General features: G+C 66.1%; 22 protein-coding genes. 10 read left to right on the top strand and 12 right to left on the bottom strand.

What is annotated here, in order from left to right; translation table 11 throughout:
- Nucleotides 1-76: 76 nt before the first annotated feature.
- Genes ACFOMP_RS18785 through rph form a run of 5 tightly spaced genes read right to left on the bottom strand, consistent with a single transcriptional unit; the run spans nucleotide 77 to nucleotide 3,325 of the window.
- On the bottom strand, nucleotides 77-430 hold the full coding sequence (locus tag ACFOMP_RS18785) for a YbaN family protein (protein WP_289894653.1): 354 nt from the start codon (nucleotides 428-430) through the stop codon (nucleotides 77-79).
- Nucleotides 431-437: 7 nt separating this feature from the next.
- Nucleotides 438-1,646, bottom strand: a complete 1,209-nt coding sequence (gene hemW / locus ACFOMP_RS18780; RefSeq protein WP_379033398.1) for a radical SAM family heme chaperone HemW — start codon at nucleotides 1,644-1,646, stop codon at nucleotides 438-440.
- Entirely contained in the window at nucleotides 1,643-2,017 is a 375-nt protein-coding gene (locus ACFOMP_RS18775) for a RidA family protein (RefSeq protein ID WP_289894651.1), read from the bottom strand. The genes hemW and ACFOMP_RS18775 overlap by 4 nt, the downstream gene beginning before the upstream one ends.
- Nucleotides 2,010-2,615, bottom strand: coding sequence for an RdgB/HAM1 family non-canonical purine NTP pyrophosphatase (gene rdgB, locus ACFOMP_RS18770; protein WP_289894650.1), 606 nt, complete (start codon nucleotides 2,613-2,615; stop codon nucleotides 2,010-2,012). Before rdgB ends, ACFOMP_RS18775 begins: the two co-directional genes overlap by 8 nt.
- Complete coding sequence (gene rph / locus ACFOMP_RS18765; RefSeq protein ID WP_289894832.1) at nucleotides 2,603-3,325, bottom strand: ribonuclease PH; 723 nt, start codon at nucleotides 3,323-3,325, stop codon at nucleotides 2,603-2,605. The genes rdgB and rph overlap by 13 nt, the downstream gene beginning before the upstream one ends.
- 86 nt (nucleotides 3,326-3,411) lie before the next feature.
- Here rph and hrcA point away from each other — a divergent pair, with 86 nt between their 5' ends.
- Together hrcA and ACFOMP_RS18755 are read left to right on the top strand one after the other, a co-directional pair.
- Entirely contained in the window at nucleotides 3,412-4,467 is a 1,056-nt protein-coding gene (hrcA, locus tag ACFOMP_RS18760; protein WP_289894649.1) for a heat-inducible transcriptional repressor HrcA, read from the top strand.
- A 7-nt stretch (nucleotides 4,468-4,474) separates the two neighbouring features.
- Nucleotides 4,475-5,020 carry a nucleotide exchange factor GrpE gene (locus tag ACFOMP_RS18755; RefSeq protein ID WP_289894648.1) on the top strand — a complete coding sequence of 182 codons (546 nt, stop codon included), beginning with the start codon at nucleotides 4,475-4,477 and terminating at the stop codon, nucleotides 5,018-5,020.
- An 88-nt stretch (nucleotides 5,021-5,108) separates the two neighbouring features.
- Here the strand turns inward: ACFOMP_RS18755 and ACFOMP_RS18750 are convergent, their stop codons facing one another.
- From ACFOMP_RS18750 to ACFOMP_RS18720, 7 genes are all read right to left on the bottom strand, one after another.
- Nucleotides 5,109-5,987: a ParB/RepB/Spo0J family partition protein gene (locus ACFOMP_RS18750; RefSeq protein ID WP_289894647.1), complete on the bottom strand. Its 879-nt coding sequence runs from the start codon at nucleotides 5,985-5,987 to the stop codon at nucleotides 5,109-5,111.
- 9 nt (nucleotides 5,988-5,996) lie between these two features.
- On the bottom strand, nucleotides 5,997-6,773 hold the full coding sequence (locus ACFOMP_RS18745) for a ParA family protein (RefSeq protein ID WP_379033392.1): 777 nt from the start codon (nucleotides 6,771-6,773) through the stop codon (nucleotides 5,997-5,999).
- Nucleotides 6,766-7,350 (bottom strand): 16S rRNA (guanine(527)-N(7))-methyltransferase RsmG, encoded by a 585-nt coding sequence (gene rsmG, locus ACFOMP_RS18740; protein WP_379033497.1) that lies wholly within the window; start codon nucleotides 7,348-7,350, stop codon nucleotides 6,766-6,768. Before rsmG ends, ACFOMP_RS18745 begins: the two co-directional genes overlap by 8 nt.
- Nucleotides 7,350-9,209 (bottom strand): tRNA uridine-5-carboxymethylaminomethyl(34) synthesis enzyme MnmG, encoded by a 1,860-nt coding sequence (gene mnmG / locus ACFOMP_RS18735; protein ID WP_379033389.1) that lies wholly within the window; start codon nucleotides 9,207-9,209, stop codon nucleotides 7,350-7,352. Before mnmG ends, rsmG begins: the two co-directional genes overlap by 1 nt.
- A gap of 8 nt (nucleotides 9,210-9,217) precedes the next feature.
- Nucleotides 9,218-10,477 (bottom strand): tRNA uridine-5-carboxymethylaminomethyl(34) synthesis GTPase MnmE, encoded by a 1,260-nt coding sequence (gene mnmE, locus ACFOMP_RS18730; RefSeq protein ID WP_379033386.1) that lies wholly within the window; start codon nucleotides 10,475-10,477, stop codon nucleotides 9,218-9,220.
- 16 nt (nucleotides 10,478-10,493) lie between these two features.
- Nucleotides 10,494-11,765, bottom strand: a complete 1,272-nt coding sequence (gene rho, locus ACFOMP_RS18725) for a transcription termination factor Rho (RefSeq protein ID WP_028711757.1) — start codon at nucleotides 11,763-11,765, stop codon at nucleotides 10,494-10,496.
- 120 nt (nucleotides 11,766-11,885) lie between these two features.
- Nucleotides 11,886-12,332, bottom strand: coding sequence for a CopD family protein (locus tag ACFOMP_RS18720; protein WP_379033383.1), 447 nt, complete (start codon nucleotides 12,330-12,332; stop codon nucleotides 11,886-11,888).
- A gap of 559 nt (nucleotides 12,333-12,891) precedes the next feature.
- Here ACFOMP_RS18720 and ACFOMP_RS18715 point away from each other — a divergent pair.
- The 8 genes from ACFOMP_RS18715 to selB form a co-directional block, all read left to right on the top strand.
- Nucleotides 12,892-14,130: an aromatic ring-hydroxylating oxygenase subunit alpha gene (locus ACFOMP_RS18715; RefSeq protein WP_379033380.1), complete on the top strand. Its 1,239-nt coding sequence runs from the start codon at nucleotides 12,892-12,894 to the stop codon at nucleotides 14,128-14,130.
- The gene (locus tag ACFOMP_RS18710) at nucleotides 14,130-15,206 is read left to right on the top strand and encodes a hybrid-cluster NAD(P)-dependent oxidoreductase (RefSeq protein WP_289894641.1); all 1,077 of its coding nucleotides are present in this window, start codon (nucleotides 14,130-14,132) and stop codon (nucleotides 15,204-15,206) included. The genes ACFOMP_RS18715 and ACFOMP_RS18710 overlap by 1 nt, the downstream gene beginning before the upstream one ends.
- Before the next feature lie 161 nt (nucleotides 15,207-15,367).
- A complete protein-coding gene (gene fdnG / locus ACFOMP_RS18705) occupies nucleotides 15,368-18,451 on the top strand; it encodes a formate dehydrogenase-N subunit alpha (protein ID WP_379033377.1) in 3,084 nt (1,027 codons plus the stop codon).
- Nucleotides 18,448-19,440 carry a formate dehydrogenase subunit beta gene (fdxH, locus tag ACFOMP_RS18700; RefSeq protein ID WP_379033374.1) on the top strand — a complete coding sequence of 331 codons (993 nt, stop codon included), beginning with the start codon at nucleotides 18,448-18,450 and terminating at the stop codon, nucleotides 19,438-19,440. The genes fdnG and fdxH overlap by 4 nt, the downstream gene beginning before the upstream one ends.
- Nucleotides 19,440-20,126: a formate dehydrogenase subunit gamma gene (locus ACFOMP_RS18695; protein WP_019353303.1), complete on the top strand. Its 687-nt coding sequence runs from the start codon at nucleotides 19,440-19,442 to the stop codon at nucleotides 20,124-20,126. Before fdxH ends, ACFOMP_RS18695 begins: the two co-directional genes overlap by 1 nt.
- 42 nt (nucleotides 20,127-20,168) lie before the next feature.
- Entirely contained in the window at nucleotides 20,169-21,077 is a 909-nt protein-coding gene (gene fdhE / locus ACFOMP_RS18690) for a formate dehydrogenase accessory protein FdhE (protein ID WP_379033370.1), read from the top strand.
- Nucleotides 21,077-22,411: an L-seryl-tRNA(Sec) selenium transferase gene (gene selA / locus ACFOMP_RS18685; RefSeq protein ID WP_379033367.1), complete on the top strand. Its 1,335-nt coding sequence runs from the start codon at nucleotides 21,077-21,079 to the stop codon at nucleotides 22,409-22,411. Before fdhE ends, selA begins: the two co-directional genes overlap by 1 nt.
- The coding region (gene selB / locus ACFOMP_RS18680) for a selenocysteine-specific translation elongation factor (protein ID WP_379033364.1) at nucleotides 22,408-23,532 on the top strand (1,125 nt) is incomplete at its 3' end. The genes selA and selB, both read left to right, overlap by 4 nt.

Genomic DNA, 23,532 nt, shown 5'->3' with positions numbered 1-23,532 from the left:
GCGCCATGGCCGGTCGCCCGCAAGTGGGCAAAAGGTTGTAATCGCTGTCCGCCGCGCCGCTGCCGGCCCCGGCGGGTCAGGCTTCGGGACGGCTGACCAGCCAGATGCCGACGGCGGTGCAGGCCGCCGCCTGCACGGCGATGAGCCGCGGATCAAGGCCCAGCAGGATCGTCCAGCCGACGCCGCAGGCCATGGCGCCGACCGCCCAGATCTTGGCGGTGCGGCTGATGATGCCACCCTTGCGCCAGGCCCGGATCGGCGGGCCGAATTTCGGATGCCGCATGATCCGCGCCCCGAGTCGCGGCGAGGAGCGGGCGAAGGCCCAGACCGCGACCAGCAGGAAGGGCACGGTGGGCATGACCGGCAGGAAAACCCCGATCACCCCCACCGACAGGGTCAGCCAGCCGGTGGCGAGCCAAAGGTAACGCATCTTGTTGTTATTCCGCCAGTTCACGCAGGATACCGTTCAACACCGGGCGCCCGGCCGCCGTCGCCGCCAGCCGCTCGGGCCCCAGGGTCACGAGGCCGAGCCCGGCCAGGTCCTCGACCCTTTGCCGCGGCAGCCGGGCGCCATGGGCGAGATAGCGGGCGATCTCCATGCCCTCGGCCAGCCGCATGGACATCAGCAGATATTCCAGCGCCCGGTCGGACAGGTCGAGCAATTCGCGCCGGCTGTCGCCATGGCCGCGGCTCTCGACGGCGTCCAGCCAGGCGCCCGGCGCCGGATGCGCCTCGGTCGCCCAGCGGCCCGAGGCCAGCGTCAGCCGGCCATGCGCCCCCGGCCCCACCGCCGCCCAGTCCCCCTGCCGCCAATAGACCAGGTTGTGCCGGCTTTCCGCCCCGGGCCGGGCGTGGTTCGAAACCTCATAGGCTGGCATCCCGGCCGTGGCGCAGATCTCTTGCGTGTCCAGATACAGGTCGGCGGACAGGTCGTCGTCGGGCAGGCCTTTCAGCCCGCCCTTGGCGTGCCGGGCGCCGAAGGCGGTGCCCGGCTCGATGGTGAGCTGATAGGCCGAGAGGTGATCGACCGCCATGCCGAGCGCCTGGCTGAGCTCGCGCCGCCAATGGGCGCGGTCCTGGTCCTGGCGGGCATAGATCAGGTCGAAGCTCACGCGCGCGAAACAGTCGCGGGCGATGTCGAAGGCGGCGCGGGCCTCGGCCGCCGAATGCATCCGCCCGAGCCGGCGCAGGTCATCGTCGTTCAGCGCCTGCACGCCCATCGAGACGCGGTTCACCCCGCCGTCGGCATAGGCGCGGAAACGGCCCGTCTCGACGCTGGTCGGGTTGGCCTCCAGGGTGATCTCGATGTCATTGGCAAAGGGCCAGGCGGCGCGGGCGGCCTCGATCACCCCGGCCACGGTTTCCGGCGCCATCAGGCTGGGGGTGCCGCCGCCGAAGAAGATGCTGTTCAGCACCCGGCCGGGCAATTCGCGGCCCAGCCGGGCGATCTCGGCGCGATAGGCGGCCAGCCAGCGCGGCTGGTCGATGCTGGCGGCGACATGGCTGTTGAAATCGCAATAGGGGCATTTCGCGGCGCAGAAGGGCCAATGGACGTAAAGCGCGAAGCCCCCGGCCCGCCAGTCGTCGGACAGGCTGGGGCCGGTGGCCGGGTCCGGCGGGGGGGCGGCTGGCAGGTCCAGGGTCATTCCTTCAGCGCGGTGACTTCGATTTCGATCTTCATCTCGGGTCTGATCAGCCCGGCCACAACCATGGTGGCGGCCGGTAACGCATCTTTCATCGCCTCGCCCAGAACCGGCGTGATCGCGTCGAGGATCGCCGGGTCGGTGATGGTGTACTGCACCCGCACGATGTCGGCGGGTGCGAATCCGGCCTCGGCCAGGGTGGCGAAGATGGTGGCGAAGGCGTTGCGCGCCTGATCGGCGGCGCTGTCGGGCATCGCCATCGCCGCGTAATCGTAACCGGTGGTGCCCGAGACGAAGCACCACGGCCCCTTCACCACAGCGCGGCTGTAGCCGAGCGCCGATTCGAAGGGCGATCCGGTCGAGATCCTACGCAAACAGCGCCTCCAGCTTGCGGAAGGCGCGGGCGCGGTGGCTGATGGCGTTCTTCCGCTCGGGCGCCATCTCGGCATAGGTCACGTCATGGCCCTCGGGCACGAAGATCGGGTCGTAGCCATGGCCCTGCTGCCCGCGCGGCGGCCAGACCAGGTGGCCGGGCGCCACACCCTCGAAGATCTCCTCGTGGCCGTCGGGCCAGAGCAGGATCAGGGTGGCGCGGAACTGGGCGGTGCGCGGCTCGGGCACGCCGCGCTCGTCCAGCTCGCGCCAGGTGCGGGTCATGGCCTGCATGAAGTCGCGGCCCTGCGGGGTCTCGGCCCAGTCGGCGGTATAGACGCCGGGCGCGCCGTCCAGCCCGTCCACGGTGATGCCGCTGTCATCGGCCAGCACCGCCAGGCCGGTGGCCTGCATGGCGGCGCGGGCCTTGATGCGGGCATTGCCGATGAAGCTCGACTCGGTCTCGGGCGGCTCGGGCAGGCCCATCTCGCCGGCCGAGGTGACCTCGATGCCATGCGGGGCCATCATGGCGCGGATCTCGTCCAGCTTGCCCTGGTTATGGGTGGCGACCAGCAGTTTCCTTTCGGTCAGCTTGCGCATGCCATGGCCTCGTTCTGGGCCCGGACCAGCTCGGCGATGCCGGATTCGGCCAGATCGAGCAGCTGGTTCATCTCGGGGCGCGAGAAGGTGGCGCCCTCGGCCGACATCTGCACCTCGATCAGCCGCCCTGCCCCGGTCATGATGAAATTGCCGTCGGTGCCGGCCTCGCTGTCCTCGGCATAGTCCAGATCCAGGATCGGCTGGCCGGCATAGATGCCGCAGGACACCGCGGCGACGTGGTCCATGATCGGGTCGCTGGTGACGATGCCGGCCTGAAGCAGCTTGTTCACCGCCAGCCGCAGCGCCACCCAGCCGCCGGTGATCGCGGCGCAGCGGGTGCCGCCATCGGCCTGAATCACGTCGCAGTCGATGACGATCTGCCGCTCGCCCAGGGCGCGGCGGTCGACGCCGGCGCGCAAGGCGCGGCCGATCAGGCGCTGGATCTCCTGCGTGCGGCCGGATTGCTTGCCCGCCGCAGCCTCACGCCGGTTGCGGCTGTTGGTGGCCCGCGGCAGCATACCGTATTCCGCCGTGACCCAGCCCTGCCCCGAGCCCTTGAGGAAAGGAGGCGCCTTGTCCTCGATGGTGGCCGAGCAGAGCACGCGGGTATCGCCGCAAGAGATCAGGCAAGAACCCTCGGCATGGCGCATGATGCCCGTTTCGATTGAAATCGGGCGCATATCACTTAAATTCCGGCCAGAGGGGCGCATCATTCATTCCTTTCGGGGGTTTTGCCGTTCAGATACAGGTCCGACGCCCATGACCGCAACCCGTGAACGCCCGCAACAGAACGCCGATGTCTGAAACTCCGCTGCTTTCCCTTCTGAACGACCGCTCGCGCGAAGTGTTTCGCCGCGTGGTCGAAGCCTATCTGGCCACGGGCGAGCCCGTCGGCTCGCGCACCCTGACCCGCGACATGACCGAAAAGGTCAGCGCCGCCACCATCCGCAATGTCATGCAGGACCTGGAACATCTGGGCCTGCTGGATCACCCGCATGTCTCGGCCGGGCGGCTGCCGACGCAGCTGGGGCTGCGGCTGTTCGTGGATGGGCTGATGGAGGCCGGGCCGGTCTCGGCCAGCGACCGCGAGATGATCGACGAGACGCTGGGCCAGGACAGCGGCGATACCGGCGCCATGCTGGACCGGGTCAGCACGGCGCTGTCGGCGCTGACCCACGGCGCCTCGCTGGTGTTGATGCCCAAGCAAGAGGCGCCGGTGCGGCATATCGAGTTCGTCAGCCTTGCCCCCGACCGGGCGCTGGTGGTGCTGGTCTTTGCCGACGGCCGGGTCGAGAACCGGGTGTTCGCCCCGCCACCGGGCCAGACCGCCAGCTCGATGCGCGAGGCGGCGAACTTCCTGAACGCCGTGACCGAAGGTCGCACCCTGGCCGAGCTGCGCCGCAGCGTGACGCAGGAGATCGAGACGAGCCGGCAAAGGCTGGACAGCATCGCGGCGGAACTGGTGGCCTCGGGACTGGCGCTGTGGGACGGCGAAAGCAGCGATCCGCGGCTGATCGTGCGCGGCCGGGCCAATCTTCTGGCGGATGAACTGGCCGATCTGGACCTTATCCGCACGCTGTTCGACGACCTGGAACGCAAGCGCGACATCGCCGAGTTCCTGGAACTGGCGGAACAGGGCGAAGGCGTGCGCATTTTCATCGGATCCGAGAACAAGCTTTTTTCACTTTCCGGTTCCTCTCTGGTGGTTTCGCCCTATATGAATGCCGACCGAAAGATTGTTGGCGCGGTCGGCGTCATCGGTCCGACGCGGCTGAACTATGGCCGCATCGTGCCGATCGTGGACTATACTGCGCAGCTTGTCGGCCGGATGATCTCTGGCCGGAAAGGATGATGAGGACATGACGAAGGAAAACCCGAACGGCAGCCCGCTGGACGAGGAGATCATTGACCCGCTGGCCGATGATGAGGCCCCCTCGCCCGATGTCGAGGCGCTGATCGCCGAGCGGGACGACTACCGCGACCGCTTCATGCGTGCGCTGGCCGATGCCGAGAACGCCCGCAAACGCGCGGACAAGGAGCGCCGCGATGCCGAGCAATATGGCGGCTCGCGGCTGGCCCGCGACCTGCTGCCGGTGCATGACGCGCTGAGCCGGGCGCTGGAAGCCGCCGGCGAGGAGCAGCGCGCCGCGGCGGCGGCACTGATCGAGGGCGTCGAACTGACGCTGCGCGAGCTGAACAACGTCTTCGCCAAGCATGGCATCAAGGTCATCACCCCGGCCATCGGCGACCGCTTCGACCCGCAGATGCATGAAGCCATGTTCGAGGCGCCGGTGCCCGGCACCATGGCCGGCAATATCATTCAGGTCATGGATAACGGCTTCCAGCTGCATGACCGGTTGCTGCGCCCGGCCAAGGTCGGGGTAAGCTCCACCCAAGCGAGCTGAGCAGAAAGCGAAAACCCCGGGAATTTCCGGGGTTTTTCCTCACAATCGCATATTTTGTATTCAGATTCCCAAGAAATACAAAATGTGCTCAGTTTCCTGCCAGAACTTGGCAAAGCCGATCCAGCTGATCCAGGTCGCGATAGGTGATCACCAGCTGCCCGCCATCCACGCCGGCATGGTTGATCGCCACCTTCATCTTCAGATGTGCCGACAGGTCCCCCTCCAGGGCACGGGTATCGGCATCCTTCTCCGGCTTGGGCGGCTTGGCCGCGGCGGGCTTTGCCCCTTCGGCCTGGCGCCGCACCAGATCCTCGGTCTCGCGCACCGATAGGTTCTTCTCGATCACCTTGCGGGCCAGTTCGACCGCGTTCGGCGCCGTGATCAGCGCGCGCGCATGACCGGCGGTAAGCTTGCCTTCCTTGAGCCAGGCCTGCACCTGCTCGGGCAGGTTCAGCAACCGCAGCAGGTTGGCGATGTGGCTGCGGCTTTTGTTCAACGCCTCGGCAACCCGTTCCTGGGTATGGCCGAAGCGATCCATCAGCTGTCGATAGGAGGCCGCCTCCTCAATGGCGTTCAGATCGGCGCGCTGGATGTTCTCGACAATCGCGACCTCCAGCACCTCGGTATCGCTGAGATCGCGGACGATGACCGGAACTTCGTGAAGCTGCGCGATCTGCGCCGCGCGCCAGCGCCGCTCGCCGGCGACGATCTGGTAAAGCCCGCGATCTGTCGGATGCGGCCGCACGATCAATGGCTGGAGCATGCCGCGAGTCTTCAGCGAATCGGCCAGTTCTTGCAGCGCCTCGGGCGCGAAGCTGCGCCGCGGCTGGTCGGGATTGGGCGTCATCTGCTCGACCGGCAGCATCTGGCGCGGCGCCGGCCGCTCGGAGGGGATCAGGTCCACATCAGCCATCAGGGCCGACAGACCCCGGCCCAGGCCGCGCTTCTCCAGCTTGTTATCGGACATGTTTCCTCCCTAGGCGGTCGCGAGTTGACGGGACAGGAACTCCTTCGCCAGTTCGCGATAGGCGGTGCTTCCCTTGGAATTCGGATCGTATTGCAGCACCGGCATGGCATGCGAGGGCGCCTCGGACAAGCGCACATTGCGCGGGATCACCGTGCGATAGACCAGACCGGACAAGGTGCTGCGCGCATCGGCCTCGACCTGCTGCGACAGGTTGTTGCGATTGTCGGACATGGTCAGCAGCACGCCTTCGATCCGCAGATCGGGATTGGCGGTCTGCCGCACCTCGCGCACGGTCATCAGCAACTGCGACAGCCCTTCCAGGGCATAGAACTCGGCCTGTAGCGGCACCAGAACGCTATCCGCCGCCACCATGGCATTCACGGTCAGCAATCCCAGGGCCGGCGGGCAATCGATAAGAATGTAATCGGATTCAATGGGATGCGACAGCTTGCGGCGCAGAAGCTGGGTGCGGCCCGGTCGGCTGGACAGCTCGAAATCCGCCGAGGCCAGATCGCGATTCGACGGCACGATGCGCAGATTGCCGATATCGGTGTCATGCAGGGTCTGCTCCAGCGGCTGGTCGCCGGTCAGCAGATCATAGGATGTCAGGACGCGCTCCTCCGGCGGAACGCCAAGCCCGGTCGAGGCATTGCCCTGCGGATCCAGGTCGATGACGATGACGCGTTGGTCCTGTTCGGCCAGAGCGGCGCCCAGATTGATCGCCGTGGTGGTTTTTCCCACCCCGCCCTTCTGGTTCGCGACGGCAATGATGCGGGTTTCAGGCATGACGAATTCTCGCAATTTCCAGAATGGCGGCGTCCGGTTCCGTGGCGCTGGGATGGGTTTTCATGTCGAATTTCCAGTCGCGTTGCGCCTCGCTGACCTCGGCTTGCCAGTTCCGCCCCTTCATCAACCAGGCGGTGCCGTCAGAGCGAAGGTGACGATCCACATGTGCCATGAGCTGGCCCAGCGGGGCAAGCGCCCGCGCGCTGATCTGGGCGGCTTCAAGCCGGTCCGCCGCCTCGATACGCTTGTTGATCACCTGGGCGTTGTCGAGGCTCAGCTCGCGTATGACGGTGCGCAGGAATGCCGCCTTGCGCTGATCGCTCTCGATCAGCTTGACGGCGAGATCCGCGCGCAAGACCGCAAGAACGATCCCCGGCAGCCCTCCGCCACTTCCCAGATCGGCCCAGGTGCCGGTGGCAGATTGCGCCAAGAGCGCAAGCTGGCGAGCATCGGCGATATGGCGCGATTCGATTTGCCCGACCGTCGACGAAGCAATCAGGTTGATGGCCGGATTCCATTTCCGCAGCAAAGCGGCGTAGCAGGCCAACCGCTCCTCTGTTTCACGTGAAACACTCATCATGCGCTGCGGCGTTGTCCGGCGCGAATGACCGCCAGAATCAAGGTAAGCGCGGCAGGGGTCATGCCCTCGATCTGCGATGCCGCTGCAAGCGTCGCAGGCCGGAGCGTTTCCAGCTTGGATTTCAGCTCATTGGAAAGCCCGGACAATGCCCGATAGTCGAAGCCCGGCGGAATCCGCACGGCTTCCTCCTTGCGCAACATCTCGGCGTCGCGGCCCTGGCGCTCGGTATACTGATGATAGAGCGCATCCGTGGCGACCTGCCGGATGGTCCGCGCATCATGGCCAGAGAGTGCGTCATCCAGTGCAAGCACTTGATCTTGCAGGATATCCTGCTGTGCCAGCAGCGAGAACAGACTGCGGCGCGCACCATCCTGACGGACCTCGATGCCCTGGCGCGCCAGTTCCGAGGGCGTAAAAGAGATCGCCTCGGCCCGGCTTCGTGCCATATGATAGCGATGCATCTTGTCCTGAAACGCCTGCTGGCGACGCTCTTCGACGCAGCCCAGCTCGATTCCCAACGGCGTGAGGCGTTGATCCGCGTTGTCCGCCCGCAGGGACAGCCGGAATTCGGCGCGCGAAGTGAACATCCGATAGGGTTCGCTGACGCCGCGGCTGACCAGATCGTCGATCATCACGCCGATATAGCTTTGCGAGCGGCTAAAATGCTGCATCGCCCGACCCTGCGCCTTCAATGCCGCGTTCAGACCCGCCACCAGACCTTGCGCGGCCGCCTCCTCATAGCCGGTCGTGCCGTTGATCTGCCCGGCAAGGAACAGGCCGGCAAGCGACTTGGCTTCCAGCGCCGGGCTGAGTGCGCGTGGATCGACGTAATCATATTCAACCGCATAGCCCGGCTGGACAATGCGCGCCTGTTCGAGGCCACGAATCGATCGCACATAGGCCAGTTGCACCTCCTCCGGCAGCGAGGTGGAAATGCCGTTCGGATAGACCAGATCGCTGTCGAGCCCTTCGGGTTCAAGGAAGATCTGATGCGAATCCTTGTCGGCGAAGCGGACGATCTTGTCCTCGATCGATGGGCAGTAGCGCGGTCCGACGCCGTCGATGCGGCCGCCATACATGGCGGAACGATCCAGATTGTCCCGGATAAGCCGGTGCGTCTCGGCGTTGGTATGGGTAATGGCGCAGCTGATCTGCGGCACCTGCGGCACAGCGTTCAGATAGGAGAACATCACCGGATCCGCATCGCCCGGCTGCCGTTCCAAACTTTCCCAGTCGACGCTGGCGCGGTCGATGCGCGGCGGGGTGCCGGTCTTCAACCGGCCCAGCGGCAGCGAAAGCGGGCGGAGCGATTCGGCAAGGCTGACCGAGGGCGCACCGCCCCAGCGGCCGGCGGCGCGCGTTACCTCGCCGATATGAATCAGCCCGTTGAGAAAAGTGCCGGTGGTCAGGATCACCTGGCGGGAGCTAAGCTCGTCTCCATCCGCCAGTCGCAGGCCAAGAACCTGTCCGCCTTCGTGGATCAGTTCCGCCGCCTCGCCCAAGATCAGAGTCAATCCTTGTTGATTTTCAACAACTTCTTGCGCCGCCGTCCGATACAGCTTGCGATCGGCCTGCGCGCGCGGTCCTTGTACCGCCGGCCCTTTACGGCGATTGAGCAGACGGAACTGGATGCCCGCCGCATCGGCAATCCGCCCCATGACGCCGTCCAGCGCGTCGATCTCTCGCACCAGATGGCCCTTGCCCAGGCCACCAATGGCCGGATTGCAAGACATGGTGCCAATATCATCGCGTTTCATCGTCACCAGTGCCGTCTGAGCACCCATGCGCGCCGAAGCCATCGCCGCTTCCACCCCGGCATGGCCGCCGCCGATCACGATTACGTCGAAATGTTTCACGTGAAACCTTACTTTCCGATACAGAACGAACTGAAGATCTCGTCCAGATAATCCTCGGCCCCGACCCGACCCACCATCATCGCCAAGGCCTGAGCCGCCTGACGCAGCGCTTCGGCCAGAAATTCCGGTGGCATAGTGCCATCCACCTGCAGCGCCGCCAAGGCGCGTTCCAGAGCTTCCGCCTGCCGCTTGTGCCCGACCAGACCGGAATCAGCCGCCCTGACCCGCAGCCGATCATAAACCAGGTCGAGCAGTTCCGCGACCCCTTCCCCGGTCAAACCGGATATGGACCTGCCGGTTCCGGGCGTCAGGTCGGCCTTGGATTGCACCACGATATCATCTGCGCCCAACACCTCGGTCGCCCCATCGGCTGACGAAAGATGAATCCGCAGATCTGCCGCCTGCGCCCGTTTCATGGCCCGGGCCACGCCCATCGCTTCGACCGGATCCTCGCTTTCGCGCAAGCCGGCCGTGTCCAGGAAGGTGACCGGAAGACCGCGCAAGTCGGTGCGAAGCTCCAGGATGTCGCGGGTCGTACCGGCAATGTCCGACACCAAGGCGATCTCGCGCTGGCCGATCCGGTTCAGCAATGTGGATTTTCCGGCATTCGGTGGTCCGATGATCGCCACCTCGTAGCCTTGCCGCAGCCGTTCGGTGGCCGGATAGGTCGCCAGCAGCGCACCAATCTCGGTGCAGACCGTTTTTATCAGCGCAAAGACCTCCTCGGGAACCTCCTCCGGAACCTCCTCATCGGCGAAGTCGATGCTGGCTTCGATCAGCGCCCCGGCGCGGACCAGGGCAGCCCGCAGCAGATCGGCTTTTTGCCCCAGTTCCCCCTCGGTGGCACGCATCGCCAGCTTGCGCTGCGCCTCGGTCTCGGCCGATAGCAGATCGGCAAGCCCCTCGGCCTCGGCCAGATCCATACGGCCGTTCAGGAAGGCCCGGCGGGTGAACTCCCCCGCCTCGGCCCGGCGCAATCCGCGCGCCAACAGGGCTTGGGACAGCCGGTTGGCGATCACCGGCGCACCATGCAGGTGCAGTTCGGCGACTTGCTCGCCGGTGAAGCTGCGGCCCTCCTCGAACCACAGCACCAGGGCGCGGTCGATCAGCTCCTCGCCATCGCGCACCGCCCGCAGTACCGCCGCGCGAGGCGCCGCAACCGGACCGACCAGAGATTCCAGCGCGGCGCGCGCCTGCGGTCCGCTCAGGCGGACAACGGAAACGCCCCCCCGACCGGGAGGCGTCGCCTCGGCAAAGATCGTGTCCACCGCATCCTCCGCGCCGTCAGGCGTTCATCGAGTCGAAGAATTCGCTGTTGGTCTTGGTCTGCTTCAGCTTCGAGATCAGGAACTCGATCGCATCCGTGGTGCCCATCGGGTTCAGGATGCGGCGCAGCAGATAGGTCTTCTGCAGATCCTTGGCATCCACCAGCAGTTCTTCCTTGCGGGTGCCGGACTTGAGGATGTCCATCGCCGGGAAGACCCGCTTGTCGGCGACCTTGCGGTCCAGCACGATCTCGCTGTTGCCGGTGCCCTTGAACTCCTCGAAGATGACTTCGTCCATGCGCGAGCCGGTGTCGATCAGCGCCGTGGCGATGATGGTCAGCGAACCGCCCTCCTCGATGTTGCGCGCCGCGCCGAAGAACCGCTTCGGCCGCTGCAGCGCGTTCGCATCGACGCCGCCGGTCAGAACCTTGCCGGAACTCGGCACCACGGTGTTGAACGCCCTACCAAGTCTTGTGATTGAATCCAAAAGGATCACAACATCTCGTTTATGCTCGACCAGGCGCTTGGCCTTTTCGATCACCATTTCCGAGACCGCGACGTGCCGGCTGGCCGGTTCGTCGAAGGTCGAGGAGATCACCTCGCCTTTCACCGAACGCTGCATGTCGGTCACCTCTTCCGGCCGCTCGTCGATCAGCAGCACGATCAGGTAACATTCGGGATGGTTCTTCTCGATCGAATGGGCGATGTTCTGCAGCAGAACGGTCTTGCCGGTGCGCGGCGGTGCCACGATCAGCGAACGCTGGCCCTTGCCGATCGGCGCCACCAGGTCGATGATCCGGGCCGAACGGTCCTTGATGGTCGGATCCTCGATTTCCATCTTCAGCCGCTCGTTCGGATAGAGCGGCGTGAGGTTGTCGAAAGCGACCTTGTGGCGGGCCTTCTCGGGATGCTCGAAATTGATCCGTTCGACCTTGGTCAGGGCGAAATAGCGCTCGTTCTCGCCGGGGGCGCGGATCACGCCTTCGACGGTGTCGCCGGTGCGCAGCGAATGCTGGCGGATCATGTCGGGGCTGACATAGATATCGTCGGGGCCGGGCAGATAGTTCGCCTCGGTCGAGCGCAGGAAGCCGAAACCATCCTGCACCACCTCGAGCACGCCGTCGCCGCCGATCTCGAAGCCTTCCTCGGCATGCTCCTTCAGGATCGAGAACATCATCTCGCCCTTGCGCATGGTCGAGGCGTTCTCGATCTCCCATTCCTCGGCCATGGACAGCAGATCGGCCGGGCTCTTGGCCTTGAGATCGGACAGATTGAGACGTTCTTCGGTCATCGCTTGCCTATATGCGCGACGCCCGACGGCATCGGTCCGCGCTGGAAACTGTGTCTGGAAAAGTCCCGCCGGACGGCGGACCGGCCTCACATAGGAAGAAACCGGCCGCGAGTCAATTCTTCAGAACTTCACGATCACCGAAAGCACGATCACCAGCATCAGAAGCGTCGGCAGCTCGTTCATCATGCGGTAACGCCGCCCGCTCAGCCCGCGCCCGGCCAGAAGCGCCTTGCGCTGGACCGCAAGCCACATGTGAAACCAGCTCATGCCCAGCACGCCCGCGGCCTTGCTCCAGGGCCAAACCATGGTCCAATCGACAATGCCCGGGGTCAGAACCAGCGCCAGACCCGCGGCCCAACTGACCGCCATGGCGGGATTCATGATCATGCGAAGAAGTTTTTCTTCCATGATTACAAAAGATTGTACGGGTTCCTGGCCGATATGCTCGCGCTCGGCATGATAGACGAACAGCCGGGGCAGATAGAAAAGCCCGGCCATCCAGGAAATCACTGCCATGACATGCAGGGCTTTGATCCAGGGGTAAGCAGAAGCCAGGAAATCGGTCATCGGACACCTCCGAGGCCATCTCCTCTAATAAAAAAGGATAAAGATAAAGGAAGATGATGTTGTTGTTGGGCCTGTGGATGACGGGACATCCTGGTTTCACGGCAAGGTTCCCCAGCTTCGCCGGTCTGGGGAGAAAAATCCCGTTAACGATCTGTTAATAGAAAAATCAGCCATTTTCAATGTTTTGCAGGAACATGCTCTGTGGATAAGTTTGTGAAAATTTTTCTTGTCCACAGCATGTGGAAGCTTCCTCGCAGGTTTTGGACATGTGGAGAAGCCGGCGCCGTTCGTGTCCCGTTCCGGCCGGTCATCCACCGGCCCGGCGGGGGACGCGAACGCTCCACAGAACCGGCCCCCCGAGTCGCCGCGGCTTATCCACAGGCTTATGCAGAACGGCCCGGTCGAAACCGGCTCGCGAGGGCCGGAAAACCCGCCGGCTGCGCCGCCGCAGCCCTCCGAGGTTCGTTTCCGTCACCCAAGCGTCGCATTTAGAGAATTGCGAGTCGCAAAACGGGTGCAATGCTGAAGACAGCGTCCCTTTAGCCAGCGGAATCATGCCATGCTGAACACAGCCGAAATCCTGAACGCGCTCGCCAACCGGCAGAAGAACTTCTCGCTCGGCCGCGACCTCTACTGCGACGAGGGCGTCTTTCACGCCGATCTGGAGAATCTCTGGTATCGGGAATGGGTGTTCGCCATCCCCTCCTGCGACATCCCCAAGACCGGCAACCACGCTACCTTGCAGATCGGCGCCTATCCCGTCGTGATCGTGCGCGGCGGCGACGGCCAGATCCGCGCCTTCCACAATGTCTGCCGCCACCGCGGCCAGCGGCTCTGTCCCAAGCAGAACGGCTCCTCGCCCAAGCTGGTCTGCCCCTATCACCAGTGGACCTATGACCTGGACGGCAAGCTGCTGTTCGCCCGCGACATGGGGCCGGATTTCGACCCGTCGAAATTCAGCCTGAAGCCGGTGCATTGCCGGACCGAGGGCGGCATGGTCTTCATCTGCCTGGCCGACGATCCGCCGGATTTCGAGCACCTTGGCAGCTATCTGCGCGATTATGTCGGGGCCAGCGACCTGTCGAACGCCAAGGTGGCCTTCACCTCGACCATCGTCGAGAAGGGCAACTGGAAGCTGGTGATCGAGAACAACCGCGAATGCTACCATTGCGGCGGCAGCCACCCCTCGCTGTGCCGGACCTATTCCGACAACCCGCTGATGACGGTGATGGAGGGGCCGAATGCCGCCTCGCCCGAGATCCTGTCGCATTGGGACCGCTGCGACAAGGCCGGCCTGCCGGCGCGCTTCGTGAACGATCCGGGCATGCAATGGCGCTTCGCCCGCGTGCCGCTGCTGAACAATGCCGAAAGCTTCACCATGTCCACCAAGGCGGCGGTGAACCGGCGCATGGGCACGATCCCGTGGAGCGACGCCGGCAGCCTGATGTTCTATCACTTCCCGTCCAGCTGGAACCACTTCCTGCCCGACCATGCCATCGTCTTCCGGCTGCTGCCGATCTCGCCCACCGAGACCGAGGTGACCTCGAAATGGCTGGTCCACAAGGACGCGGTCGAAGGCGTGGACTATGATCTGCAGAAGCTGACCGAGGTCTGGCTGGCGACCAATGACGAGGACCGCCGCGTGGTCGAGGAGAACCAGAAGGGCATCCTGTCCCCGGCCTACGAGCCCGGCCCCTATTCGCCCAGCCAGGAAGAGGGCGTGATCCATTTCGTCGACTGGTATGTGCGGCAGATGCTGGATCGCCTGTCCCCGAGCCCGGCGATGGCGGCGGAATAATGGCGGTCCTGGTCAAGGCATTCGGCGACAAGCCGTGGAAGGATGACGAGCCGCTGGAATGCGTGATGGTGGTGCCCGAGACATCGGACACCGCCACCTTCACCTTTCGCGCGCCCTCCGGATCCTGGTTCGATTATCAGCCGGGGCAGTTCGTCACGCTCGACCTGCCGGTGCCCGGCGGCAACGTGCAGCGCACCTACACCATCAGCTCCAGCCCGTCGCGGCCGCTGTCGATCTCGGTCACGGTCAAGGCGCAGCCGGGCAGCGTCGGCGGGCGCTGGATGATCGACCACCTGCGGCCGGGCATGCGGCTCAAGGCGTTCGGGCCGGCGGGGATCTTCTCCTTCGTGCGGCACGAGGCGCCGAAATACCTGTTCATCTCGGCCGGCTCGGGCATCACCCCGGTGATGTCGATGACCACCTGGGCCTGGGATTCGGGCGAAATGCCGGACATCGTCTTCGTCCATGCCGCCCGCAGCCCCAGCGACATCATCTTCCGCCAGCGGCTGGAGGGCATGGCCGACCGGGTGCCGGGCCTGCAACTGCGTTTCACGATCGAGGAATCCGACCCGTTCCGCACCTGGCACGGTTATCACGGCCGGCTGAACCAGATCATGCTGGGCCTGATGGCCCCGGATTATCTGGAGCGCGAGGTGTTCTGCTGCGGGCCCGAGCCCTTCATGCAGGCGGTGCGCGACATGCTGATCGCGCTCGGCTTCGACATGGAGCATTACCATCAGGAAAGTTTCGGCGCCCCGATCCGCAACGAGGCCGAGGCCCCGGTGCTGGAGGACGTCATTCCCGACGAGGACAGCGCCGCGCAGATCACCTTCGAAAGCTCGGGCGTTGTGGCGAAATGCCACGAGACCGATACCGTGCTGGCGGTGGCCAAGGCCAACGGGCTGAACATCCCCTCGGGCTGCACCTTCGGCCTGTGCGGCACCTGCAAGGTCAGGAAGACCGCCGGCGAGGTGCACATGGTCCATAACGGCGGCATCACCGACGAGGATATCGAGGACGGCTATATCCTGGCCTGCTGCTCGCATCCGATCGGCGCCGTCTCGGTCGAGGTCTGAGTCCTCGGCCAAGACGCAAGCCTGACAGAAATCCCTTGTTTTTCAGGGGAAAACGGGCGGGTCGAAAGGCCCGCCCTTTTCTTTGCAATGCTTGACATGTCTACCATACCGGGTGATCCTGACCCTGTACCTATCTCTTCGACAGGCAAAAGGGGGCACCGATGAATATCGACCTCTCACGCCGCGGTTTCCTGAAACTGGCGGGTGCGGGCGTCGCGGCGACATCGCTGGGGGCCATGGGCTTCGGCGAAGCAGAGGCGGCGGAACAGGCGCATGTGCGCGCCTTCAAGCTGGCCTCGACCACCGAGACCCGCAACATCTGCACCTATTGCTCGGTCGCCTGCGGCATCATCATGTATTCCAAGGGGGATCTGAAGGCCGGCGAAAAGGCCGAGCTGATCCATATCGAAGGCGATGCGGATCATCCGACCAACCGCGGCACGCTTTGCCCCAAGGGGTCGGCGCTGAAGGATTTCGTCCGCTCCGAGACCCGCGCCACCAAGCCGCGTTATCGCGCCCCCGGCGGCAGCGACTGGCAGGACATCAGCTGGGACGAGGCCTTCGACAAGATCGCCCGCGCCATCAAGGATGACCGCGACGCGAACTTCATCGAACGGAATGCCGAGGGCCAGACCGTCAACCGCTGGACCACCACCGGCTTCCTGGCCGCCTCGGGCAGCACCAACGAAACGGCCTGGGCCACCTACAAGGTCGTCCGTTCGCTGGGCATCGTCGGATTCGACAACCAGGCACGCGTCTGACACGGCCCCACGGTGTCCAGTTTGGGCCCGACATTTGGCCGTGGCGCGATGACCAACGCCTGGACCGACATCAAGAATACCGACCTCGTGATCGTCATGGGCGGGAACGCGGCCGAGGCGCATCCCTGCGGCTTCAAATGGGTGACCGAGGCCAAGGCCACGCGCGGCGCCCGGCTGATCGTGGTCGATCCGCGATTCACCCGCACGGCCAGCGTGGCGGATTACTATGCCCCGATCCGCCCCGGCACCGACATCGCCTTCCTGATGGGCGTGATCCGCTGGTGCATCGAGAACGACAAGGTGCAATGGGACTATGTCCGCCACTACACCAACGCCGCCTTCCTGGTGAAGGACGGCTATGGCTGGAGCGAGGGCCTGTTCAACGGCTATGACGCCGACAAGCGCGCCTATGACATGAGCGAATGGGAATACCAGCTGGGCGATGACGGGTTCGCCAAGGTGGACCCGACCCTGCAGGATCCGCGCTGCGTCTGGAACCTGCTCAAGGCGCATGTCGAGGTCTACACCCCCGAATTCGTCGAGCGCGTGACCGGCACGCCCCGCGACCGCTTCCTGCACATCTGCCAGGCGATCGGCGAATGCTCGGCGCCGGACCGGGTCATGACCTCGATGTATGCCCTGGGCTGGACCCAGCACGCCAAGGGTGCGCAGAACATCCGCGGCATGGCGATGCTGCAGCTGATCCTGGGCAATATCGGCATGCGCGGTGGCGGGGTGAACGCGCTGCGCGGGCATTCCAACATCCAGGGCCTGACCGATATCGGCCTGATGTCGAACCTGATCCCCGGCTATCTGAGCATCCCCCGCGACAGCGAGGTCGATTTCGAGACCTATATGTCCACCAAGGGCAATGCGCCGCTGCGGCCGGGCCAGACCAGCTACTGGCAGAACTACCGCAAGTTCATGGTCTCGTTCCAGAAGGCGATGTGGGGCGATGCCGCCACGGCCGGCAACGACTGGGCCTATGACTACCTGCCCAAGCTGGACGTGCCGAGCTACGACATCCTGCGCATGTTCGACATGATGGCCAAGGGAGAGGTGAATCTCTATTTCTGCCAGGGCTTCAACCCGATGCTGTCCTTTCCCAACCGGGCCAAGGTCACGCGGGCGCTGTCCCGGCTGAAGCTGCTGGTGGTCATGGACCCGCTGCAGACCGAGACGGCCGCCTTCTGGCAGGATCATGGCATCTACAACGACGTGGACCCGGCCTCGATCCAGACCGAGGTGATCGAGCTTCCCACCACCTGCTTCGCCGAGGACGAGGGCGCGACGATCAACTCGGGCCGCTGGCTGCAATGGCACTGGGCGGGCGCGACCCCGCCGGGCCAGGCGCGGCAGGACACCTGGATCATGGGCAACCTGTTCCAGCGGGTGCGCGAGCTTTACCGGACCGAGGGCGGGCCCTTCCCCGACCCGATCGTCAATCTCAGCTGGGACTACAAGGATCCCAATGAACCCAGCGCCCAGGAACTGGCGCAGGAGATGAACGGCCGGGCGCTGGCCGATCTCTACGATCCCAAGGATCCCGGCAAGCTGTTGGTCCGGGCCGGCGAGCTGCTGCCGAATTTCGGCGTGATGCGCGACGACGGCACCACCGTGTCGGGTTGCTGGATCTTCACCGGCTCCTGGACCCAGGACGGCAACATGATGGCCCGGCGGGACAATTCCGACCCCGACGATGCCGGCACGTTCCTGAACTGGTCCTTCTCCTGGCCGGCGAACCGGCGCATCCTCTACAACCGCGCCTCGGCGGACCTGTCCGGCAAGCCCTGGGATCCCGCCCGCAAGCTGATCGAATGGAACGGCGAGAAATGGACGGGCTACGACGTGCCCGACATCGCCCCGACCGCCCGGCCCGAGGAGGTGATGCCCTTCATCATGACCAACGAGGGCACCGGCCGGCTGTTCGTGCGCAAGCTGATGGTGGACGGGCCGTTCCCGACCCATATGGAACCCTTCGAGAGCCCGGTGGCCAATCCGCTGAACCCCGAGCTGCTGGGCAACCCGGCGGCGCGGATCTTCGAGGAGGATCTGAAGCAGCTCGGCACCAGCGACGCCTTTCCCTTCGTCGCCACCTCCTACCGGCTGACCGAGCATTTCCACTTCTGGACCAAGCACAACCGCATCAACGCGGCGCTGCAGCCGGAATTCTTCGTCGAGATCAGCGAGGAACTGGCGGCCGAGAAGGGCATCGCCCGCGGCGGGCAGGTGCGGGTCTGGTCGAACCGCGGCGAGGTCTGGGCCAAGGCCGTGGTGACGAAACGCATCCGGCCGCTGACCTGCGACGGCAAGACCGTGCATATCGTCGGGATTCCGCTGCACTGGGGCTTCACCGGCGCGGCGCGCAAGGGCTTCGGGCCGAACAGCCTGACGCCTTTCGTCGGCGACGCCAATATTCAGACGCCCGAGTTCAAGGCGTTCCTCGTCAATATCGAACCCGCTGAAGGGGAGGCCGTGTCATGACGATGGACCCCAACCTCGACAGTCCGCGCACCGCGGTCTCGAACCCGCCGGTGCAGCCGATGAAGGCCAATCTGGGGCCGGGCGACGTGGTCCGCGCCTCGGCCATGCCCGATCTGCCGCCGCCCGAGCGCGAGCTGACGCCGGTGGCCAAGCTGATCGACGTGTCGAAATGCATCGGCTGCAAGGCCTGCCAGGCGGCCTGCGCCGAATGGAACGACACCGAACCCGAGATCGGCTACAACACCGGCGTCTATGAGAACCCGCACGACCTGACGCCCGAGATGTTCACGCTGATGCGGTTCTCGGAATACGAGAACCCGGAAAGCGGCGAATTCGAATGGCTGATCCGCAAGGACGGCTGCATGCATTGCGCCGATCCGGGCTGTCTCAAGGCCTGCCCGGCCCCCGGCGCCATCGTGCAATATTCCAACGGCATCGTGGATTTCATCCACGAGAACTGCATCGGCTGCGGCTATTGCATCACCGGCTGCCCCTTCAACATACCCCGGATCAGCAAGACCGACCATCGCAGCTACAAATGCACGCTCTGCTCGGACCGGGTGGCGGTGGGACAGGGCCCGGCCTGCGCCAAGGCCTGCCCGACCCAGGCCATCGTCTTCGGCACCAAGGAGGACATGCTGACCCATGCCGAGGCCCGGGTCGAGGATCTGAAGTCGCGCGGCTATGACAAGGCCGGCATCTACGACCCGCAGGGCGTCGGCGGCGCGCATGTCTTCTATGTGCTGCATCATGCCGACCAGCCCTCGCTTTATTCCGACCTGCCCGAGGATCCGCAGATCTCGCCGGTGGTGCGCGGCTGGAAGGGCGTGACCAAGACCGTCGGCCTGGCTGCCATCGGCGTGGCGGCCGTCGGCTCGGTCCTGCACGGGCTTCTGACCCGCGCCAACCAGGTGTCGCCGCTGGACGAGCGCGAGGCCGAGGAGCTGGTCGATCACAGCAATCCCCCCGCCGGGACCGAGAGGGTGTGATGGAAAAGCGTTTCTATTCGCAACCGGGCGACCATATCGAAACCAGGGCGCCGGTGACGGTCAGCCGCTATCGCGGCTTCACCCGCGCGAACCACTGGCTGACCGCGGCCAGCCTGATCGTGCTGCTGGTCTCGGGGATGGCGCTGTTCCACCCCTCGCTTTACGGGCTGACGGCGCTGTTCGGCGGCGGTCAGGCCACGCGCTGGCTGCATCCCTTCGTCGGCGTGCTGCTGTTCTTCAGCTTCCTGGTGCTGTTCCTGCAGCTCTGGCGGCTGAACCTGCCGCGTCCCGAGGACGTGACCTGGGTCGAGCATATCGGCGAGGTGATGAAGGGCGAGGAGGAGAAGCTGCCCGAACTGGGCAAATACAATGCCGGGCAGAAATTCGTTTTCTGGGCGATGTCGGCGCTGATCCTGGTGCTGATCGTCTCGGGCGTGATGATCTGGGAGGAGTATTTTCCGCATCTCGTCTCGATCCCGCTGCGGCGCTGGGCGGTGCTGGTGCATTCGCTGGCGGCGGTGGCGATCATCCTGGTCTTCATCCTGCATGTCTATGCGGCGTTCTGGACCCGCGGCACCATCCGCGCCATGACGAAGGGCACCGTCACCGGCGGCTGGGCCTGGCGCCATCACCGCAAATGGCTGCGTGAACTGGCTGGACGCGAAGGCCGCGGCCCGGCAGAGTAAGGCAAGCAAGCCCAAAGGTGGCCGGTCGGCCCAAAGGAAGCGATGTCAGCAAGTCCCAAACCCGACCCCTCGATGATCGGCGGCGTCGCCAAGGTTCCCCTGGCGCGGCTGCCGGACCCCGAGGCGGTGTTCCTGACCCGTGCCGAGCGTTTCGATTTCCTCGCCGGGCATTATGCCAATCTGGCGCCCTATCTGCGTTTCCTGGCCGCGATCTGCCGGGCGCAGGCGGAACTGGCGCGCACGCTGCCGCCGCCCGCGCCGCCGGCGGCCGAGCGGGTCGAGCTTGCCCGCGCCGCGCGCATGCCGCCGCTCGACCGCCGCGAGATGCGGGCGGCGCTGGCGCAGGCGATGGACCGGCTGTCGGCCTTGCTTGAGCCGATCGAGATGCCGCAGCCGGCGCGGGCGGCGCTTTCCGCCCTGCGCGCCGCCGGGCCTGCGGATCGCGACTGGGTGATGGCGAACCTGCTGTCCGACACCATCCCCGAGGACAGCGTGGCGCCGCATCTTTTCGCCGCCGCCGCGCTTCAGGTCGTGGCGGCGCTTGCCGCCTCGGTCCTGCCCGAGGACAAGCTGGTGCCGATCCGTACCGGCACCTGCCCGGCCTGCGGCGGCCGCCCGGTCGCCAGCCTCGTCACCGAAAGCATCGGCGCCGAGGGCGCGCGCTATTGCTCCTGCGCCACCTGCCAGACGCTTTGGAACGAGGTGCGGGTGAAATGCACCCGCTGCGGCTCGACCAAGGGCATCATCTATCGCTCGGTCGAGACCGAAGAGGCGACGGTCAAGGCCGAATGCTGCCGGGAATGCGGCCAATGGGTCAAGATTTTGTATCAGAACAAAAACCCTACCCTGGAAGTTGTAGCAGACGATGTGGCGAGCCTGGGTCTTGATCTGATGATGCGCGAGACCGAGTGGAAGCGCGGCGGTTTCAACCCGTTCCTGACGGGCTATTGATGAGCGGCCTGCGCGCGCTGCCCTCGGTGGACCGGCTGCTGGCCGATTGCGGGGCGCTGATCGCCGCGCATGGCCGGGCGCCGGTGACGAAGGCGCTGCGGGCCGAACTGGCCGCGATCCGCGCCGCGCGCCCCGATCCGCTGCCGGACGACGCGGCGATCCTGACCGGGATCGAAGCCCGGCTGGCAGCGCAGGCGCAATCGAAGCTGCGCCCGGTGCTGAACCTGACCGGCACCGTGCTGCACACCAACCTCGGCCGGGCGCTTCTGGCCGAGGCGGCCGTCGCGGCGGCCACCATCGCCATGCGCGCCCCGGCGGCGCTGGAATTCGACCTCGACAGCGGCGGCCGCGGCGAACGCGACAGCCATCTGCGCGGGCTCTTGTGCGAGCTGACCGGGGCCGAGGACGCCACGGTGGTCAACAACAACGCCGCCGCCGTGCTGATCGTGCTGAACACCCTGGCCCGCGGCCGCGAGGCCGTGGTGTCGCGCGGCGAGCTGATCGAGATCGGCGGCGCCTTCCGGATGCCGGCGATCATGGAGCAGGCCGGCTGCCGGCTGCGCGAGGTCGGCACCACCAACCGCACCCATCCCCGCGACTACCGCGAGGCCATCGGCCCCGAGACCGGGCTGCTGATGAAGGTCCACACCTCGAACTACCGCATCGAGGGTTTCACCAAGGAGGTGCCCGCCCCCGAACTGGCCGCCCTCGCCCATGCGGCGGGCCTGCCCATGGTCAACGACCTTGGCTCGGGCACATTGGTCGATCTGCGCCGCTGGGGTCTCGCGCCCGAGCCCACCGTGGCCGAGGCGGTGGCCGAGGGCGCCGATGTGGTGACCTTTTCCGGCGACAAGCTGCTGGGCGGTCCGCAGGCCGGCTTCATCGTCGGCCGGCGCGCGATCATCGCGGCGATCAACCGCAACCCGCTGAAACGTGCCCTGCGCCTCGACAAGATCCGCATTGCCGCGACCGAGGCGACGCTGCGCCTCTACCGCGATCCCGACCGTCTGGCCGCGCGCCTGCCGACGCTGCGCCTGCTGTCGCGCCCGCAGGCCGAGATCCGTGCCCAGGCCGAACGGCTGGCGCCGCGCGTCGCCGAGGCCCTGGGCTGCGCGGCCACGGTCATTGATTGCGCCAGCCAGATCGGCTCGGGCGCGCTGCCGACCGAGACCATCCCCAGCGCCGGCCTGGCCCTGACGCCGCGGCCCGAGGCGCTGGCCGAACGGCTGCGCGGCCTCGCGACCCCGATCATCGGCCGCATCCATGACGGCGCGCTGATCCTCGACCTGCGCTGCCTGCCGGATGACGCGGCGCTGCTCGACGCGCTGGCATGATCGTCGGGACCGCCGGCCATATCGACCACGGCAAGACCGCGCTGGTGAAGGTGCTGACCGGCACCGATGCCGACCGGCTGGCCGAGGAAAAGGCCCGCGGCATCACCATCGAGCTGGGCTTCGCCTATGCCGACCTGGGCGGCGGTCGCGTCACCGGCTTCGTCGACGTGCCGGGGCACGAGAAATTCGTCCACACCATGCTGGCCGGCGCCGGCGGCATCGACCTTGCCCTGCTGGTCGTCGCCGCCGATGACGGCATCATGCCGCAAACGCGCGAGCATCTGGCGATCCTCGACCTGCTGGGCATCACCCGCGGCCTCGTCGCGCTGACCAAGGCCGACCTGGCCGAGCCGGCCCGCATCGTCGCGCTGACCGCCGAGATCGCCGCGCTGCTGGCCCCGACCGGCCTGGCCGGCGCGCCGGTCTTTCCGGTCTCCTCCCTGACCGGCGCCGGGATCGCGGCCCTGCGCGCCGCCCTGGCCGAGGCCGAGGCGCAGACCGCCACCCGCGCCACCGGCGCGCGCTTCCGCATGGCCGTCGATCGCAGCTTCACGCTGGCCGGCGCCGGCACCGTCGTCACCGGCACCGTGCTTTCCGGCCGGGTCGCGGCTGGCGACCATGTGACGGTCAGCCCCTCGGGACTGGCCGCCCGGCTGCGCGGCATCCACGCCCAGAACCGCAAGGCCGACGCCGGCCTGGCCGGCCAGCGCTGTGCGCTGAACCTGGCTGGCGAGGGCGTGACGCGCGAGGCGATCCATCGCGGCGACGTGGTGCTGGACCCCGCCCTGCACGCCCCGACCCAGCGCATCGACGTCAACCTGCGGGTGCTCGACAGCGAGCCGAAGCCGCTGGCCACCTGGTTTCCCGCCCGCCTGCATCTGGGCGCGGCCGAGACAGGCGCCCGCATCGTGCCGCTGGAAGGCCCCATCGCCCCCGGCGCGACCGGCCTTGCGCAGATCGTCCTCGACCGCCCGGTCGCCGCCGCCTGGGGCGAGCGCTTCATTCTGCGCGACACCTCGGCCCGGCGCACCATCGGCGGCGGCAGCCTGATCGACCTGCGCCCGCCCGCCCGCCGCCGCGCCCGGCCCGAGCGGCTGGCGCTGCTGCGCGCCATGGCGCTG

It is taken from the genome of Paracoccus simplex, from assembly GCF_042648325.1.
GTDB lineage: Bacteria > Pseudomonadota > Alphaproteobacteria > Rhodobacterales > Rhodobacteraceae > Paracoccus > Paracoccus simplex.
The sequence above is the reverse complement of the archived record's forward strand: the minus strand, read 5'-3'. Positions and strand labels throughout refer to the sequence as shown.